The organism is Paenibacillus sp. BC26 (genome assembly GCF_900116125.1).
Classification (GTDB): Bacteria; Bacillota; Bacilli; order Paenibacillales; family Paenibacillaceae; genus Paenibacillus_Z; species Paenibacillus_Z lignilyticus.
Map to the genome: position 1 here is coordinate 2,057,271 of NZ_FPAD01000001.1, position 18,511 is coordinate 2,075,781.

Genomic DNA, 18,511 nt, shown 5'->3' on the forward strand with positions numbered 1-18,511 from the left:
CCGGTTTAACAATAGAAGGGTTTCACAGAAAGGGGTTCCTCAATCATGAAAAGAATGAAAACAGTTACCGTCATGCTAAGCATCTTGCTTATAAGCAGCGTGCTTGCAGGCTGTTCATCCGACAAGTCCTCGAATTCGCCGAAGTCAACGAACAAGGAAGAGGTTTCCGGCGCGTCGCAAGCTGCGGTCAAGCTCGACATTATTGAAACCGGTAACAATTTGCCGACGCCCGACAAGGACTTTATTAAACAAGCCATCGATAAGGCCCTTCAGTCGGATTTGAATTTAACCGTATACGCGTCTGCAGATGATTATAAAAACCAATTGAATGTGCGCCTGGCATCCGGTAATTTTCCTGATTTATTTCAAGTAACGGATCGCGCGTCGCTCAAACAATTCGTCGAGCAGGGACTGGTGCTCGATTTGACGCCTTATACGGATAAGCTGCAGCCGGTTAGGGATTATATCGGCGAAGAGAGCTTGAAGAAGACGACGATTGACGGTAAAGTGTACGCCGTCCCGAAAGCCCCCAGTATTCCGTACAACACCTATTGGATTCGCAAGGATTGGCTCGACAAACTTGGCCTTCAACCTCCCACCACAATCGAAGAATTTCTGAATGTGGTGAAGGCGTTCGCGGAGCAGGATCCTGACGGCAATGGCAAGAAAGATTCTCTTGGGCTTACCGGCAGCAAGCTTTCCACGTTCGCTCCTATCTTCGGCGCTTTCGGCGTAGGGGATCCGGACACGTTCTACGTGAAGGACGGGAAGCTGATCAACTCCCTGTATGACCCGGCAATGAAAGACGCACTCGCCTTTATCAAGCAGTTGAACGATACCGGTGCGGTCGATCCGGAAATTATGGCCAATACGGGGCTTCAGCATCAAGAGAAGGCAATCAAGGGGCAAGCCGGAATCGTCTGGATTGATTGGCCGAATTTGAGCAAGGATCAATTTACGGAGCAAATCAAGAAAGTAAATCCAAACGCCAATTGGATTCAGATCGCGCCTCCGAAAGGGCCGGGCGGACAATACGACGGCCCGTACGATCTAGGAGGAACTACCGGTATCTATGCGATCCCGAAGGCGTTGGAAAACAACAAAGAAAAGCTGCAGAAAGTATTCGATTTGCTAAACTACGTCTCCGGCAAGGAAGGATCGATGCTGGTGCAGTTCGGGATCAACGGAACGCACTATAATCTCGAAGGCGACAAGGTCACGCCGACCGAGCTGATGGGGAAGGAAGCTGGCTTCACTTGGCTGTACCAGTTTACCGGCCGACCGGAAATGACCTACCTGGAGACGAAATTCGCGCCGCAATCCCAATTTATCCAATTCGCAAACAGCCAGCCGAGAATTCAAATTCTGAACGGATTCCTGACCAATCCCGAAGGCTATAATCCGGCGGACAGCAAGCGGTTCATCGAAGAAGAATTCGTGAAATTCATCTATGGCAAAACCCCGCTGACCGGGTACGACAGCTTCCTGAAGACGCTTGAGTCGAGCATGAATTACAAAACGTACATGGATTCCTCGGTCAAACAGCTGCAGGAGCTCGGTTACGGCAAATAAGAAGGAAGAACGCTTCATATGGGGATATACGCTCTTTAGGATTAATTTACCAACTCAGCATTGGCGAAGACTCTGAAGGCGGAGGTAAATTATGAGTAAATGGTATAGAAGGTATCGAGGCGATTCTCTTGGACTATTTCTGGTGTTTCTGCTGTTATTCTCGTTCCTCCCTTCCGGAAGTGGTACTCATGCGGAAGGGTCGCAGCTTATGACAGGAAACTATTATTTCAGCCCTGCACCCAATGCAGGAAATTCTCCCGATAATGGCGCAACCGGCCTAGTATCGTCGGAGAACGGCAAACTACTTGACGGCTTAACGACGACCTATGCCGGTTGGATGGGGAGCGCGACAGCTAATGGAACGGTGTATGCAGCGTTTGACCTGCTGAAGGACTACCCGCTGGACAGCATCCGGCTCGTGCTGAACTCGCCTAACAGTTATTGGGGATATAAACAATTGACGGTCAAATACCGCGCCGAAGCTGAAACGGATTATTACTATATTGCCGGCAAACATGTCAAATCAGGAACCGCTTTGAACGATTCGGTAATTATCCCGATGGACAATAAGACGGCCAGGTTTATTGTCATTGCCATCAAGCGCTCGAATGCCTACCAGCATATCCCGCTTACGGAAGTGCAAATTTACAGAGGCATCGGGGATGAAGGACAGAATCCGGCTGCTGCTTTCAGCGCCGAACAACTGCTGGCTGAAATGAAGAAAGACGCGTTGATGGTGGATAAATACGGGCAATGGATTTATGAAACATGGGCGGGAAAGATTGCAACTGACGCGCAATTGCAGCAGGATTATGCGGATGAGGCGAAAGCGCTGTCAAGGGTTGCATTGGATCGCCGAAGATATGACGCGTACGGCGGAATTAAACGCGGAGGCGAGTACACAGCGACCGGATTTTTCCGACTGGAACAGATTGATCAAAAATGGTGGTTTATTACACCTGCCGGTTATAAATTCATTTTAAAGGGAGTGGATGCGACAAGTATTTGGGAGTGGGGATACGGTACGCCATATAAGGCAGCTGACGGGTCGCATCGGAAGCTGTTCGAGGAGCTTCCTGATCCGAGCTTGTATGCTTCCGCTTACGCGAGTGACTTAAATGGCGAAAGAGTCAGTTTTGTTATCGCCAACGTCATGAGAAAATACGGCTGGGACTATGAGTCGAAGTGGGAGGAGATCACCAAGAAGCGTTTGCTCGATTGGGGCTTTAATGCTTTTAGCAAATGGACCAGACCCAATCACGTCAAGTTTCCTTATATACTGGTTTTGCAAGATCCGATGAATTTGGAGAGGATTCAATGGACGTACGATGTGTTTGATCCGCAAGCTAAATCCATCATCGACAGCGCATTGAGCCCACAGCTTCAACAGGCGAAGAATGACCGATGGTTGATCGGCTACACTTACGATAACGAATCAGGGTGGACGACCGATATTGTGAAAGAGATATTGACGTATGATTCGTCATCAGCGGCGAAGAAAGCCTTTGTGGACTTTCTTGCGCCAAGATACAACAATGATCTTGCTGCAGTTAACCAGCTTCTTGGCACGAACGCCGATTCATTCGAGACGTTGATGAATACGCAGATCGCATTGTCGCGAGTTCCTTCTCTTGACGTATCGGACTATATCAAGCTGGCGTCCAAAACGTATTTCTCGACGATCCGATCGATTATCGAAAAATACGACAAGAACCATTTATTCTTAGGTTCCTCCATCGTTCCTACTTGGCGGACCAGTCTGGATTGGGATTCCGCAGCCATGGAGTATGTGGATGCTTTCTCAGTAGACCAATATTCGAAAGATGCAGGTTGGCTATCCAGGTATGAAGCTTTCGGCAAACCGCTGCTCAATTTGGAGTATACATTTAGCACCGGCGAACGCGGACTGTCGCCGGCAAACGCGGCGACAAGTACGGCCAGTATCGCAGAGAGAGGCGCGGCTTTCAAAGCATTCATCGAAAGTCAATCGGCACATCCGCTGTTCGTCGGCTCGGGCTGGTTCGGGTATTATGATCAGGCAGTAACCGGGCGTAAAGATGGCGAGAATTATAATACCGGTCTGGTCAACCAGCAGGATCAGCCCTATACGGACATGGTAAATATCATGAAGACCGTCAATGCAGAGCTGGAAACGATTCATGAGAATGGGAGATAAAGAGCATCATCTTATTAACTTGTTTAAACCGCCGCGGAAATCGCGGCTTTTTGCATGGAGGAATGGATCGCAATCCACGGTAGGTTGACTTGAGAAAAGGAATGTAATAAGATTAGAACGATCATTCGATCTACTTTGGGCGAAGGGGGGCATAACATGTTCGAACGATACAACAAAGTGCAGAAAGCCGTCTTGGAAACTACGCTTCATTTGATCATTGACAAGGAGCTGCAGGCCACCTCGATGTCATTGATCGCCAAGGATTCCGGTGTCTCAACCGGCAATATTTATCACTATTTCAGCAGCAAGGAAGATATCATCAATGAACTTTACAAAGCCATCGTACTGTTTAACGGTGAGTACGTAACAAGAAACCTGAACCAATCCGATTCCGTTAAGGATCGGTTTCAACTTGCTTGGCGAAATGTATTCGAGCTGGGGTTGAACTATCCGAAGGGCTTTCGGTTTATTGAGCAATATTCTTTCTCTCCATATATTTATGAACAGACCAAGCAGGAAGCCATTAATGGCGGCTGGTGCGGTCCGATGGAGAGGCTGTACCAAGAGGCGATTGCAGAAGGGATGTTCGTTGCGTTAGAGCCGCGCATGATGGTGCAAATGCATTACGGATCGATCGTCTACATTCTGAAGTTATATCAGCAGAACGGGCAGGAGCTCACAGCAGAAGTCGTTGATCATGTTATCCAAGCTTCGTGGAATGCAGTTAGCAGAGATAAAGGTTCGAACGGTTAAGTTCAGCCTTCTTCTTTCAATCAGAATAGATCGAACGTTCGATTTAACTATTAGGTTAAACAACATTTATTATTGGAGGAATTATCATATGCCAACTAAAACAATCTTTATTACCGGAACCAGCACGGGTCTAGGCAAGTTGACGGCTATTCATTTTGCGAAGCTGGGTTGGAATGTCGCCGCTACGATGCGTACTCCCGAGAATGAAACCGAACTGACCGCATACGACAATATTAAGCTTTTCAAATTGGATGTGACGAACCTGGATGAAGTGAATTCCGCTGTCGACGATGCGATTGCGGCCTTCGGGAAAATCGACGTCGTCGTAAACAACGCCGGGATGGGTGTATACGGCGCGCTGGAATTGGCGTTGGAAGAAACGATCGATTGGCAGTTTGCCGTCAATGTTCGGGGGCCAATCAATGTCATTCGTAAATTCTTGCCGCATTTTCGCTCCGTAGGCGGGGGAATGTTCATCAACATCAGTTCATTTATGGGTGTCACGACCGCTGTTCCGCTCGGCTCCCTGTACAATATGTCCAAATTTGCGCTGGAAGGTTTAACCGAAGGCCTCTACTACGAGCTCAAACCGTTGAACATCGAACTGCGACTGATCGAACAGGGCGGTTCGACCGGCAACAATTTCAAGAATAATATCCGATGGAATAAAGACGGGAACATCACGGACTATAACGACCTGATGGATAAAATCATGGCTTTGATGAATAATAGAGACAACAGCCATTTAGATGATCCGCAAATCATCGTAGATGCCATTGCGGCACAAGCAACCGGAGAAAGCGTACAATTCCGGACAGTCGTTGGGGATGCAGGTAAAAATCTTCTAGCGCTGCGCAAATCGCTTCCGATCGAGGAGTATTTGGAGACGATCTTGAAAGGTTATCTATAAGTGGCGGCAACGCGGTGACTATACAAGCAAGCAAAGGGAGCATTGCCGATGACGGCAATGCTCCCTTTGGCATCCTTAACGCTTTTGAGCGGGAACCGGAATCCAGTTCATGATATAATCGGCAACTTCTTGGAAGCCCTTCTCGGCAATAATCCAATGCGACCGTTTGGGGAACTCTACATACTGCGTAGTTGCTCCGGATTGTTGGTCATACAGCTGGAAGTTTTTCTTCACCATCGCGGCAGGCACGATACGATCTTCTTCACCTGCAATGATCAGAAGCGGACCTCGGTTTCCGTTCTTAAAGTTTACCGTTAGCGGGCTCCCGGAATTGAAGGAAGCAAATGCGCTTTGGAAAAAGATCTTGCTTGTTTCCGGGACAGCATAGCTGAACGCATGTTGTTGTTCTTTAAGTGACATGGTATTTACAAATGCGTATTGGAATTGTTCAAACGATAAACTTGCGGTTTTTCTCCAAGGTTTGAGCAAGATGGAACTCACCGACTTGGACGCCGTCTTGTAAGCGCCAGGATTGATCCCTTTAGGAGCAGCAGGGTCAATCGCAATACCAGCGGCACCTAGGTTGCGGTCCATAAGGATCTGAGTGATTAAACCGCCGAATGAATGTCCGATCAGAATAGGTTTCTCCGGTAATGCCTGAATAATGCGAGCGTAATGGTCAACAACTTCCTTCAAACCAAGTTTACCTAGGTTAGCGGAAGGATTGTTTCGAAGCGCCTCGATATTGCGGTCATGGTAAGGCCAAGCGGGAGCCATTGTCTCATATCCTTGCTCAATAAAGTAGCTGCGCATCGGAGCCCAGCTGTCCGGCGTCATAAAAGCCCCGTGAATAAAGAGAATAACCGGTTTCTTGGATGAAGTTGCAGTTGTATTTGTATTCACATTCATTACAGTGTTATTCATGAATGATGTCCCCTTTCGGCGTATGAGGTGTTGTTGATAGCTCTGATATTAGCAGGATTGAATGGAACGAACCGTAACTTTGTCACATAACGAATTACTTACAAAAAAACCACCTCAGTGAGGTGGCTTAGGAAATGAAATACCCAGCTATAATTCGATATAGCTTTCGAGTATAGCTCGATTAGTAATTTCTATTTTACCTCGCGAGAGTTTAATGATATCTTCCTTCTCCAGTACCTTTAGCGTTCTGCTGATTACTTCGCGCGCAGTTCCCAACTCGGCGGACATGCTGTCGTGGGTAATTGAGATCGTATCGGAATTGCCGGTTTGCTCTGCCATTTGAACAAGGAACTCCGAAATCCGTCCGCGTATGGATTTGAAATGAATGCTGTCCAATAGATTGGACATAATGACGATCCGTTTGGCGAAGGATTTAAAGATAAAGCGTCGAAAGGTCTTGTAACGATCTGTCCAATCTCGAAAAATCTCGGCAGGTATCGCCAGAACCAAACCTGTCGTTTCCACGCATGCAGAAGCTTCGTATTCGGCCTCCCCTAGAATACTTGAAGTCATTAAGGGACAACATTCTCCGCTATGTATGCGATATAAAGTGATTTCCCGGCCTCCCGGGCTTATTTTGAACATGCGCACTGTACCTTCCAGAATCAAAATGGCATACTCCAGAAACTGTCCTTCTTCAATAATATAATTGGGTTCCATTTGCAGAACTTTGATGCCTTCTTGCTTCCAATCCTGTTCCGTGATTTCCGCTAAGCTCGGGAATAATGCAAGGATCCGCTTTAAATGTTCATCCACGATCAAGCCCATTCAACCCCTTATGTAGTTCAGTCATCCAAAAGATACTAGCAGAACGTTCGAAGCATGTCTGTGATAAAGTCACAATAGTCCAAAAGGAATGCCATCCATACGATCGTATCCATTGTGTGGTAGAGGTATACACGCCGATGATGTGATCCTTTGCTAACTCTCATAAAAAGTTCTTCCGGACGAAGTCGTTATCGGGAGAACTTTTTTATTGAATCGCCTTTTTACGACAGACTTTTCAGATGTAAAGTGAAATAGTGGAAAAGCATATAAATGTTGCTGCCGCTCGTCCATTAGTTTGCCTAATAATGACTGCTAATCCGCGGAAAGACGGCGGAATAAGGAGGGAAAACGAGATGAGATTCGGACTTACCGCGTATGGCACCGTATTTCATATGGGGCTGCATGCCGGCTCTAACCGGGTCCGCATTACGGCTCGAGACCAAATTGACATGGCTGTTGCTTATGGCCTTCAAGGCGTGGAAATTCCACTGGACGTGCTCTCACAGAGCGACCCCGGTGAAGTTGCTGCTTATGCCGAGCAGAAGAAGATGTTCGTGAATGTCGCCATGGGGGGCTTCGAACCCGCCTCACTGATGAAAGCGCTTCACCTCTCGAAGCTGGCAGGCGCGCTTACCCTGCGTACCGTTGTTGGCGGGGCCAAAATCGGCGGTGATCGTCGCCATATGGCAGGAAGCTGGGAGCCTTTTCTGAAAGGGGTCTTGAGTGCTTTTCAAGAAGCCGTGGAAATCGCCGAGACGATCGGCGTCAACTTGACGGTGGAGAACCATCAAGATCTGTCATCCGAGGAGTTACTCTGGTTGTGCGACACGATCGACTCCAAGCGTTTCGGGATTACGCTCGACACCGGCAATCCGCTTGCGACCGCCGAGCATCCGGCAGATTTCTTCCGCAGTGTGGCACCTCATGTCAAGAATGCGCACTTGAAGGATTATAAGATATATGGGTCGGATGAAGGCTACAGGCTCGTGCGATGTCCGCTTGGACAAGGCGTCATCGACTTTCCGGACCTCTTTCAATTGATGAATGAGATAAACCCGGAAGTAACGATGTCTGTAGAACACGGCGCGCTGGAGGCCCGGCATATTCGAGTGCTGCAGGAGGATTACTGGACGGAGTATCCACCGCGCACGGCCAAGCAGCTGTCAAGGCTTCTTCGTTTTGTTGAGGATCGGGCCAGATATAAGGGCGATTGGAGAACGCCTTTCGAGCAAAATCAGACGCCGGATGAGATCGCCAAGTACGAGTTGGAAGAGATGGATGTGGCGTTGGCATATCTATCCAAACATATCCGCAAGCATGAGATACGGTCTGAATCCACGATAAAATAGGAGGGATCTCCATGCATTCGACAGGATTGCAAGGTAAAAATGCGTTAGTAACGGGGTCAAGCCGAGGGCTTGGCAAACAATACGCGCTCGACTTAGCTCGTGCCGGCGCAAACGTTATCATCCATGACATGAAGGACAGCTCAGCGGCTGAATTCAACGAAGCGGCTTCCGGCCATGCCGTTGCCGAAGAAATCAGGCAACTTGGCGTCCGATCGGCATTTATCGCAGCTGATCTGGCCGATCCGTACCAAGTGGAACGTCTTATTGAAAGCGCAATTCATGAGCTGGGCTCATTGGATATTCTCGTCAATAACGCGGGGGGAGATATCGGCTTAAACACCCCTCGTCCGGATCCGAATGATGCGCTGGATATTTCCATCGACGATATTCGTTCCGTTGTTGAACGTAATCTGTTGTCCACGATGTATACTTGTAAGTTTGCCGGCACCCACATGCGGAACAGAAAATCTGGCAAAATCGTAAATGTGGGATCAGTTGCAGGGCATGTCCCGGTAACGAACGGCATTATCTATGCGGCAGCCAAAACGGGTATATCATCTTATACGAGAAGCTTGGCGGAGCAATTGCGCCCGCATGACGTGAATGTGAACTGCATCTCTCCCGCGCCAACCTATACCGGAAGATTCCTTGCAACGCGGACTGTCCATAGCGAAGAAGGGCGCTCGCGCTTGCAGCGCATCGCTCAGCCCGAGGATATGTCAAACATTGTTCTGTTCCTATGTGGATCCGCATCGGATGCCTTGACAGGCGAAACGATCGTATGCTGGAAATAATGAAGCAAATGAGGGTGAGAGAGAACGATGACAGAAGCTTTACGATTCATCATGGGGGCAGAGAAGCCAAGCGATTATGACATCTTCACGCACGCAGCCGGTCCGGAGGGGAAGCTGCCGCTGACTTCCGAGATGCTGATGAATCTTCCAAGCGGAGATTTATTCGGCATGAGCCAAAATGTCGGCATGGGTTGGAAGCCGGAGCGGCTTCTTGGCAAACAAGTGCTTATTATTAGCACGCAGGGTGGCGTACGTGGCGAAGACGGCACTCCCATCGCACTCGGCTATCATACCGGTCATTGGGAAGTAGGTCTTCTCGTCAAAGAAGCGGCACTCGAAGTGTCCGCACTCGGCGGCGTTCCCTTCGCCGCCTATGTCAGTGATCCTTGCGACGGACGTTCGCAAGGGACTACCGGGATGTTCGATTCGCTGCCATACCGTAATGATGCGGCGATGGTGTACCGGCGGTTGATTCGATCGCTTCCGACCAGGAGCGGCGTAATTGGGATTGGTACCTGCGACAAAGGGCTGCCCGCCATGATGATCGCCTTAGCCGCGATGCATGATCTTCCCGCAGTCATTGTGCCGGGAGGCGTCACGCTGCCTCCGACAGCGGGTGAAGATGCGGCCCAAATTCAGACGATAGGGACACGATTCGCGCATGGTCAAATTACGTTGGACGAAGCAGCCGATCTCGGCTGCCGGGTGTGCGCTACCCCGGGAGGCGGCTGTCAATTTCTTGGCACCGCCGCCTCCGCTCAAGTTGTCGCCGAAGCGCTTGGCATGTCGCTTATCCATTCGGCACTTGCGCCTTCCGGCCAGCCGATATGGAGTAATCTGGCTCGTCAATCCGCGAGGGCGGTTCAATGGATGGATGCGCAAGGTATGACCATGCGTGACATCCTGACGGATGCGGCCTTTGAGAATGCAATGGCCGTTCATGCCGCGTTCGGAGGCTCCACGAATTTGCTGCTGCATATCCCTGCGATTGCTTATGCCGCATCATGCCGTATACCCGATGTCGCGGATTGGACACGCGTGAACAAAGCCGTTCCGCGCCTTGTGAGCGTGCTGCCGAACGGACCGGAATATCACCCGACCATTCGGGTGTTTATGGCCGGAGGCGTTCCGGAGGTTATGCTGCATCTTCGTAAACTCGGTCTGCTCCGCTTACAAGTAAAGACCGTCTCAGGCGAGTCTCTTGATGCGCTCTTGGATTGGTGGGAGGATTCCGAGCGGCGCCATATCGTTCGAAAACGGCTGCTGGAAGTCGACGGCATTGACCCGGATCAGGTGATTATGAATCCGCAACGAGCGTCCGGCAGGGGACTAACTTCCACGGTAACTTTTCCGATTGGCAATCTTGCTCCCGAAGGATCCGTCATCAAGTCTACTTCCATCGATCCGAGCGTTGTCGGCGAAGACGGCGTGTACCGCCATATCGGGCAAGCAAAGGTGTTTACCGCCGAGAAAGACGCCGTTAAGGCGATCAAGCTCGGCCAGATCCAAGCGGGCGATATCATTGTTCTTATGGGCGGCGGTCCTTCCGGAACGGGAATGGAGGAGACCTACCAATTGACCTCCGCATTGAAACATTTGCCGTTCGGCAAACATGTGACGTTGCTCACGGATGCTCGGTTCTCCGGCGTTTCAACCGGCGCCTGCATCGGACATATTAGTCCGGAAGCATTGGCCGGTGGTCCGCTAGGTAAAGTGCGAAACGGCGATTGGATAGACGTTTGCATTGATCGCAAGAAGCTGGAGGGCAGCATTCAATTCATAGGCCAGGGTGAAGAGCGATTCAGCCCGGAAGCCGGCGCTGCCGTACTTGCTGCCCGTCCTCTTCATCCGGACCTTGCTCCAAATCCGGCATTGCCGGACGACACCCGGTTATGGGCGGCGCTTCAGGCTGCAAGCGGCGGTACATGGAGGGGGAGCATTTACGATGTTGATCGCATTGTCGAAACATTGCAAGCGGGTATGGAAGCATTAAGCAGATCCAAGCAAGGGACCGGAGGCTGAATAGGCATGGGTAAACCTCGACTGGAAGGCAAAGTGATCGTAGTTACAGGCGGCACGAGAGGAATCGGCAAAGGAATCGCTCGGATGTGTGCGGCCGAAGGCGCTTCTGTGGCGATAAGCGGGAGAAACGAGCAGGATGGGAGCCAAGTGGTCTCGCAGATAGCCGAGGAATTCGGAACGAAAGCGCTGTTTATTCAGAAGGATATTAGCAATGAAGCGGCATGCCGTGAATTGATCGAGGAAACAGTCTCCTATTTCGGACGAATCGATGGCCTGGTTAATAATGCAGGCATTTTTCCGAGAAGCACGATACTGGAAACGACGGAGGAGCTGTTCGATTCGATCTTCGCCGTCAACGTAAAAGGGGCTTTCTTCTGTTCGAAATATGCCATTTCGGCCATGCAGAAGACCGGCGGAGGTTCAATCGTTCAGATCGGTTCCACAAACGGATTCAGAGGCTCGCACGATCTTGTCGCGTACGCATGCTCGAAAGGTGCGCTCCGAACGCTTAACCGCAATATCGGGGTTCATTATGCCAGGGATGGCATCCGATCGAACTGGGTGACCGTTGGCTGGGTGGCTTCTGAAGGGGAAGTGGAGCTGCATGCAAAATTGGGTCATTCCGTCGATCAGCTCAATGAATGGGCGGCAGCCCGCGTACCGAGCGGTCGCATGCAGACTACGGAGGATATGGCTTATGGCGTTGTGTACTTGCTATCGGATGAGTCCAACCAGGTAACGGGGACAGAACTTTCCATCGCCGGAGGCCTCGGCATTTAACTTAAAACATACGTTATAATAATAAGATGGCAGCCGAGCATGTGTTCGGCTGCCTTCTGACGTTAATAATAAAGCGGAAGGATAATTTCAATGACAGTTCCTTTATCGACTTCACTTTCAACTTTGATCCGGCCGGCGTGATTCTCGATAATCTTCTTACTCACCATAAAACCCAATCCGGTTCCCGTGTCCTTTGTCGTATAAAAAGGAAGCCCTAATTTGGACAAGACCTCTTTGGGAATACCGCAGCCTTCGTCGATGAGACGAATCGAAAGCTCTTGATCCGTATCGCTTTTGATTTGAATGATGATATTGCCGCCATTAGGCATCGATTCTATGGAATTTTTGATGAAATTAATAAAAACTTGCTTGAGCTGATTCTCATCGCAATAGAGATGGGTCACACCCGGTTTATATTCAGTCGTAAATTGAATGTTGTTGAGGTTTGCCTGCGAATCCAGCAGCGTCATCACTTGACTTAACAGCACGCGAATATCTTTTCTCTCGTATTTGATCGTCTGTGGTTTGGCTAGGATAAGCAGCTCGCTAAGGATCAGCTCAATCCGATCGATCTCCGACGTCATGATATCGAAGTACATTTGTTTCTCTCCGAATCCCGCTTTCATCAATTGAACAAATCCCTTGATGGAGGTAATGGGGTTTCTAATCTCATGGGCAATTCCCGCGGCCAATTGGCCGGCTACCGACAATTTCTCGGCATTCTTCATATGCTCTTGCGCCGCTTTCCATTCTGTAATGTCCCTAATTGTGACAGACCATCCATTCTGGTTATCTCGGCCATCGAGAATCGGAGAGGCGGTTAAGATGACATTCATCGCTTCTCCGTTTTTCCGTATGAGGACGGTTTCGATGCCACCTACGACCGTTTGTCCGTTACTCACGCGTTCATAATAGTTGGCCACATCGTTTATGCTTTCTACCGGAATGATCGGAAGCATGAAGATAACGTTGCCGATGATTAACTCCTTCGACCATCCGAAAACGTGCTCGAACGTTTCATTGACCCTTTGCACCAGGCAATCGTTATTGAAAATAATAATGGAATCGGCGTTGTGATTGATAAACGACTCCAACTGCGAGGTTTTAGCTTGAAGTTCTTTTTCCGCCATTTTTCGGGGTGTAATATTCCGGCATATCCCCGTGATCCCGATAATCGCACCGTGATGATCGCAAAGCGGAGAAAGTGTTGCCTCCACATTCAATAACCGACCATCCTTGTGCTGTCGAATGGTGTCCATACCGACGACGGTTTCGCCCGATTTGATCCATTCATGGATCTGTGCCATGGCATCCTTGAGAAAATCGGGAATAAGAGGCAGCCGCTTGCCTAAAATTTCGGAAGCGCTCCACCCGAACATTTTTTCAAAAGCAGGATTCACTTCCAGAACGGATTCCTCTTCATTGATCATCCATATGGCATCCGCATTATGATTTATGAAGGACTCCAGCTGTTTGGTTTTGGCTTTCAGTTCCTTTTCCGCAAATTTGCTTTCCGTAATATCCTGAATCTGCGCGATACAATGTAATGGCTGCCCGTGATCGTCTCTTATGGTAGACAGCACGAGCAACACCCAGACGATAAAACCATTCTTATGAATATATCGTTTCTCCGTTTGGTAAAAATCCAGCTTACCATCCAGAAACCGGTCAAGGAGATCAAGAGAGACAGACTTGTCGACAGGGTGCGTCAAGTCCTGTACAGTCATGCCGAGCAGTTCCGCTTCGGAATAACCGCTGAGTTGGCATAAAGCCGAATTGACCTGAAGCCACTTGCCATCATTCGATACAATGGCCATGCCGATGGGAGCGTTTTTGAACGTAATCGAGAACAGTTCTTGCTCTGAGATCTGTAATGGTCTGGACACAGAACACCACCTCCGCCGAAAAATAGATACCAAATATAGGTTTTGACATGGAAGGCACAAAATCCTTTCAGCTCCGGAGACATTGGAGCAGAAGTCGTTTATTTATAAATCTTTAAGATTTTTAATTACTTTATCTTAATTTGTTTTCTTTAACCTTAAGAAAGAGAGAATAGGAGGAGGAAACAAGAAATGAGAAACTGGCTTTTTTTGCTTGCAGTGTTAGTGTTGCTGGGGGCAGTCTACGAGCGATTCCAATCAGATGGAGATACCGGATTACCGGTGGAACATGGTGAGAAGGGGAACTCGATCGGAACGCCAATCTCGGATAACGCGGAGAATAACCCGCCGGTAAACGAGCTGACGTTCCAAGTCGAGCCCGACCAAGTTCACAAGGGAAACTTGCTTCTCGTGAATGAGGAAATTGCCGTACCGCCTAACAAAGCAGACGCCAAAGCAGTTAACTTATTTAAGCATAAGGAACTGGTGGACGGATTCGGTTTACTGGACAACTCGATAAGGTTGTCACCGGAGCTTGCTAAAGCGTTTACTACGATGGTCAAGCACGCTGCCGTTGACGGGGTCAAAAACTTTCTGATCAGCAGCGGATACCGCAGCGACAAAGAGCAACAAGCACTCTACGAACAGCTGGGTCCGGAAATTGCAGCGGTGCCGGGACATAGCGAACATAGCCTGGGACTTGCGCTGGACATCGGTTCAACAACCGGACAGATGAAAGATGCTCCCGAAGGGATATGGCTAAAGCAGAATGCGTGGAAGTACGGGTTCATAGTCAGGTATCCGGAGGATAAAACGGAAATTACAGGCGTCATTCATGAGCCTTGGCATATACGCTATGTTGGCCTTCCTCACAGCGCAATCATGCAAGAAAATCGTTGGGCATTCGAAGAATATTTGGTTCACTTGAAAGAACGTAAATCGATGACGGCTATCGTCGAGGGTAAAACGTACATCGTTTATTATTTTCCGGTGGCTTCCAATACGATTCTTCACGTGCCCGTGGTCGGCAATTACGAACTATCAGGAAACAATACGGACGGCGTTATCGTGACCGTATTTGATATCGTGAACTAAAGGGAAAGCTTGAGAAATCAAGCTTTTTTGTATGTATTGTTAAATATTCACAATAAAGAGCTGTAACCTTTTGAAAAAACATTGCGTCTGGAAAGTACATCTGAGCAGAAAGGAAGAATAGTAATGATGAAAAGAAAAAATCTCATATTGTCCAGTCTGGTTTTTGCAACTGTAATTTCGGCAGCCAGCGCACCAATCGTACACGGAGCAGAAAGTAATCCGACTTCTGCCGCTCCTTCGGCTGTTTCTTTTAAAATTAACGATGTTAACTATAGCAACAACACAGGTAACCATAGTCTGCCGGTAGCTCCCTTTGTTACAAATGGGAACACGATGATACCCGTTAGAGCCGCAGCTGAATCTCTGGGGGCGTCAATAAGTTGGAATGCCAAGAAGCAGATGATTACATTGTCGGGGAAAGGCCTCGGCCCTATCCAATTCACAATGAATTCAACCTATGCGGTGAATGCAAAGGGAGAGAAAATCAAGCTGCCTGAACAAGTGCGCCGGACAAAAGGCACGGTGTTCGTTCCCGCCCGATCGTTAGCCTCTCTTATGGGCATTCGTCTGCAATGGGAGCTTGCAACCCATACGATTACGTTAACCAATCAAGTGCAAACTCCCAGCACGATAGATTTTAATTATCAATTTAATAAGGATATGGAAGGTTGGAAAGGCGGCTTTGCCGATATGCCTGTCGATTATGATAAAGAGATCTACGAGCTGGATTATGCCCACAAGTTGCTTCCGATCGACAAGAATGCGGATAATTATGGCTTGAAGCTCTCGGGGCATAACCGCAGTGATGATCTGTTTATGTATCTATCCAAAGGGATCAATGGCTTCAAACCCAATACTTCGTATAACGTGAATTTGAAGTTCGCGATGTACACCGATGCCGGCGGAGGGATGATCGGTATCGGCGGCTCTCCTGCCGAATCTCTGTTCATAAAGGCCGGTATTCTGGCGAACGAACCTGCAGCTGTTAAAACCACTACACCGGGCTCGGAATATTACAGAATGAACGTGGACATCGGCAGCCAAGGAACCGGCGGCAAGGATGTCAAAGTAATTGGCAATGCTGCTAAACCTGATGCGGCCAAAGAGGGTTATCAGCGTGTTGAATTCACTTACAGCGCCAAAGTAACGGCAAATGACAAAGGCGAAGTTTACATTCTGATCGGAGCCGATTCAGGCTACGAAGGATTAAGCACCCTGTACTTTGATGATATTAAAGTTTCCGCTCAAGCCATTTAGTACGAGCAAATAGATGCAATAAGCTAAGGAAGTGCACCTCTTAGACGAGACATTGGTAACCCCTGCAGGGTACGCTGATGTAGATCTGGGAGGTGCATTTTTTGTAACCAGTAGTTAACATGGTTAAAAGCTTCATATTTGCTTCTTTTTTGCTCTTTGTTCCTCATATGTTCGTTGCGAGGAGCGCGCGTGGCTGAAGAAAGACCGGATATTGAGATTATCCGGTCTTTCTTCATGCCTGCGTAAACCATTCGTATTCTCACTTATTGGGTAATAATGTTTGTACCTTAACGCTGTGGTCTGTCACAAGATGAAGAGTGAAGAGAGGGAAAACAAATGGAACAGTATGCAATGGAACGAAGTAACGGAGGCTTCTCCGAAATCGGATTACGCAAATTGCACGACGTGTTGGCGCGGCACGTCGAGTCCGGGAAGATTCCCGGGCTCGTCGCCTTGGTCAGCCGTAACGGTACGAAGCACGTAGAAGCCATTGGCTCGATGCGACTTGACGGTGGAGCGCCAATCCGGCGAGATACGATCTTTCGGATGGCATCCACGTCCAAGCTGGTCGCGGTCGCGCCTGCGATGATCCTGCTCGACGAATGCAAGCTCCACCTGGACGACCCGGTAGATCCATGGCTTCCCGAACTCGCCAACAGGCAGGTGCTGAAACAGCCCGACGGACCGCTGGATGACACCGTGCCTGCCCGACGACCGATTACCGTACGGGACTTATTAACTTCCACGTTCGGGCTCGGCATGGATATGGGTTTGCTGGGCTCTCCAATCTTCACCGCAATCTTCACGCAGGGGATATACGATACCGGACAGGTGAAGCTGCCCGATCCGGACGAGTGGATGCGCCGCCTGGGTACACTCCCTCTGAGCTACCAGCCCGGAGAGAGGTGGCAGTACCACATCAGTAACGATGTGCTGGGAGTGCTTGTTTCCAGAGTTACGGGTCAGACGTTTGAAACATTTTTGCGCGAACGTATCCTCAACCCGCTTGGCATGAAGGACACCGGCTTTCATGTGCCCGCTAGCAAGATTGACCGGCTGCCGCCAAGCTATTCCCCCGATCCGCAGACGGGAGAGTTCAATGTTTGGGATGAGGCCATTGAGGGACGTTACAGTCAACCGCCGGCTTTTCAAGGGGGCGGCGGCGGGCTGGTCTCTACCGCGGATGACTATCACGCCTATCTACAGATGCTTTTAAACCAAGGGATGCACGGGACCGAACGGATCCTGTCTCAGCCTGCTGTTCGACTGATGACGTCCAATCGATTAACGCCGGAGCAACAGGCAGCCCGTGATGCCATGGCCAAGAACTTCGTCCACCTGTCGCACGGCCAAGGGCAGCACGGCGGCTGGGGGTTCGGAATGGCGGTGCGCACCTACCTCGGAGATTACGCATCCATTGGCCAGTTCGGCTGGGACGGGGGCACCGGCACTGCGACTTACGCCGATCCGGATAAACAGCTAACCGGCATTCTGCTTACCCAAGTCGGCATGACCACTCCGGATTCAGCGCGCGTTATCCACGACTTCTGGACGATGGTCTACCAAGCAATCGAAGACTGACGCCGAGTTTTCAATATTTTCGCCTGTTATAGAGCCTCATCGAGTCAATTGTGATGACCCAGCTTGAAATTGGGATCCTCTAGATTGATTTGTTGAGGCTTTTTATAGAGGTTCTAAATACTGAAATTAACATAATTAATCTAGAAATTGATTTTATTCAAATTTCGTATTTACAAATTGAATATGTTGACTTACACTTTGAAATATGAAAGGAGTGGAGTATGAAGTATCCCATCCTAACACAGTGTCCGGTATGTGATCATTCATTGCATGCCATCAAGCTGGAATGCGGTCATTGCCGGACGACGATCGAGAATCATTTTGAGTTATCGAAGCTGGCTCTGCTTTCACCCGAACAGCTCCATTTTGCAATCACCTTTCTGGTGAACAGAGGCAATATCAAGGAAGTCGAGAAAGAGCTCGGCATTTCGTACCCGACGGTGCGCGGCAAGCTTAACGATATTATTACTGCCCTCGGATACGATACGCGGAAGAAGCCGGAAATCGATGAGAAGAAGGTTATTTCCATGCTGGAGAGTGGCGAAATTACCGCGGATGAAGCAGTCAAGATGTTAAAGCATGATTAA

Annotated in this window: 15 protein-coding genes; 12 read left to right on the forward strand and 3 right to left on the reverse strand. The window is 49.2% G+C overall.

The window, feature by feature from the left end; all coding sequences use genetic code 11:
* The first annotated feature begins 45 nt into the window (after positions 1-45).
* From BM412_RS08840 to BM412_RS08855, 4 genes are all read left to right on the forward strand, one after another.
* Positions 46-1,572, forward strand: a complete 1,527-nt coding sequence (locus BM412_RS08840; protein WP_091216448.1) for an extracellular solute-binding protein — start codon at positions 46-48, stop codon at positions 1,570-1,572.
* A gap of 91 nt (positions 1,573-1,663) precedes the next feature.
* Positions 1,664-3,748, forward strand: coding sequence for a hypothetical protein (locus BM412_RS08845; protein ID WP_091216451.1), 2,085 nt, complete (start codon positions 1,664-1,666; stop codon positions 3,746-3,748).
* 156 nt (positions 3,749-3,904) lie between these two features.
* Positions 3,905-4,501: a TetR/AcrR family transcriptional regulator gene (locus BM412_RS08850; protein ID WP_091216453.1), complete on the forward strand. Its 597-nt coding sequence runs from the start codon at positions 3,905-3,907 to the stop codon at positions 4,499-4,501.
* Between the two features lie 88 nt (positions 4,502-4,589).
* Positions 4,590-5,411 (forward strand): SDR family oxidoreductase, encoded by an 822-nt coding sequence (locus tag BM412_RS08855; RefSeq protein WP_091216456.1) that lies wholly within the window; start codon positions 4,590-4,592, stop codon positions 5,409-5,411.
* 75 nt (positions 5,412-5,486) lie between these two features.
* On the opposite strand, the gene BM412_RS08860 is transcribed toward BM412_RS08855, so the two are convergent.
* Positions 5,487-6,335 (reverse strand): alpha/beta hydrolase, encoded by an 849-nt coding sequence (locus BM412_RS08860; RefSeq protein ID WP_091216459.1) that lies wholly within the window; start codon positions 6,333-6,335, stop codon positions 5,487-5,489.
* Positions 6,336-6,482: 147 nt separating this feature from the next.
* Complete coding sequence (locus tag BM412_RS08865) at positions 6,483-7,151, reverse strand: Crp/Fnr family transcriptional regulator (RefSeq protein WP_256256357.1); 669 nt, start codon at positions 7,149-7,151, stop codon at positions 6,483-6,485.
* 365 nt (positions 7,152-7,516) lie between these two features.
* Here BM412_RS08865 and BM412_RS08870 point away from each other — a divergent pair, with 365 nt between their 5' ends.
* The 4 genes from BM412_RS08870 to BM412_RS08885 are packed head-to-tail and all read left to right on the forward strand — an operon-like array spanning position 7,517 to position 12,108.
* Positions 7,517-8,512, forward strand: a complete 996-nt coding sequence (locus BM412_RS08870; protein WP_091216465.1) for a sugar phosphate isomerase/epimerase family protein — start codon at positions 7,517-7,519, stop codon at positions 8,510-8,512.
* Positions 8,513-8,523: 11 nt separating this feature from the next.
* Positions 8,524-9,306, forward strand: a complete 783-nt coding sequence (locus BM412_RS08875; RefSeq protein WP_091216468.1) for an SDR family NAD(P)-dependent oxidoreductase — start codon at positions 8,524-8,526, stop codon at positions 9,304-9,306.
* Positions 9,307-9,333: 27 nt separating this feature from the next.
* Complete coding sequence (locus BM412_RS08880; protein ID WP_091216471.1) at positions 9,334-11,328, forward strand: YjhG/YagF family D-xylonate dehydratase; 1,995 nt, start codon at positions 9,334-9,336, stop codon at positions 11,326-11,328.
* A gap of 6 nt (positions 11,329-11,334) precedes the next feature.
* Complete coding sequence (locus BM412_RS08885) at positions 11,335-12,108, forward strand: SDR family NAD(P)-dependent oxidoreductase (protein WP_091216473.1); 774 nt, start codon at positions 11,335-11,337, stop codon at positions 12,106-12,108.
* A 62-nt stretch (positions 12,109-12,170) separates the two neighbouring features.
* On the opposite strand, the gene BM412_RS08890 is transcribed toward BM412_RS08885, so the two are convergent.
* Positions 12,171-13,994: a PAS domain S-box protein gene (locus tag BM412_RS08890; protein WP_091216475.1), complete on the reverse strand. Its 1,824-nt coding sequence runs from the start codon at positions 13,992-13,994 to the stop codon at positions 12,171-12,173.
* A gap of 189 nt (positions 13,995-14,183) precedes the next feature.
* Here BM412_RS08890 and BM412_RS08895 point away from each other — a divergent pair, with 189 nt between their 5' ends.
* The 4 genes from BM412_RS08895 (at position 14,184) to BM412_RS08910 (ending at position 18,511) form a co-directional block, all read left to right on the forward strand.
* Positions 14,184-15,086, forward strand: a complete 903-nt coding sequence (locus BM412_RS08895; protein WP_091216476.1) for a M15 family metallopeptidase — start codon at positions 14,184-14,186, stop codon at positions 15,084-15,086.
* Positions 15,087-15,209: 123 nt separating this feature from the next.
* Positions 15,210-16,343 (forward strand): copper amine oxidase N-terminal domain-containing protein, encoded by a 1,134-nt coding sequence (locus BM412_RS08900; RefSeq protein ID WP_091216477.1) that lies wholly within the window; start codon positions 15,210-15,212, stop codon positions 16,341-16,343.
* A 351-nt stretch (positions 16,344-16,694) separates the two neighbouring features.
* On the forward strand, positions 16,695-17,924 hold the full coding sequence (locus tag BM412_RS08905; RefSeq protein ID WP_091220299.1) for a serine hydrolase domain-containing protein: 1,230 nt from the start codon (positions 16,695-16,697) through the stop codon (positions 17,922-17,924).
* A gap of 221 nt (positions 17,925-18,145) precedes the next feature.
* Complete coding sequence (locus BM412_RS08910; protein WP_091216478.1) at positions 18,146-18,511, forward strand: DUF2089 domain-containing protein; 366 nt, start codon at positions 18,146-18,148, stop codon at positions 18,509-18,511.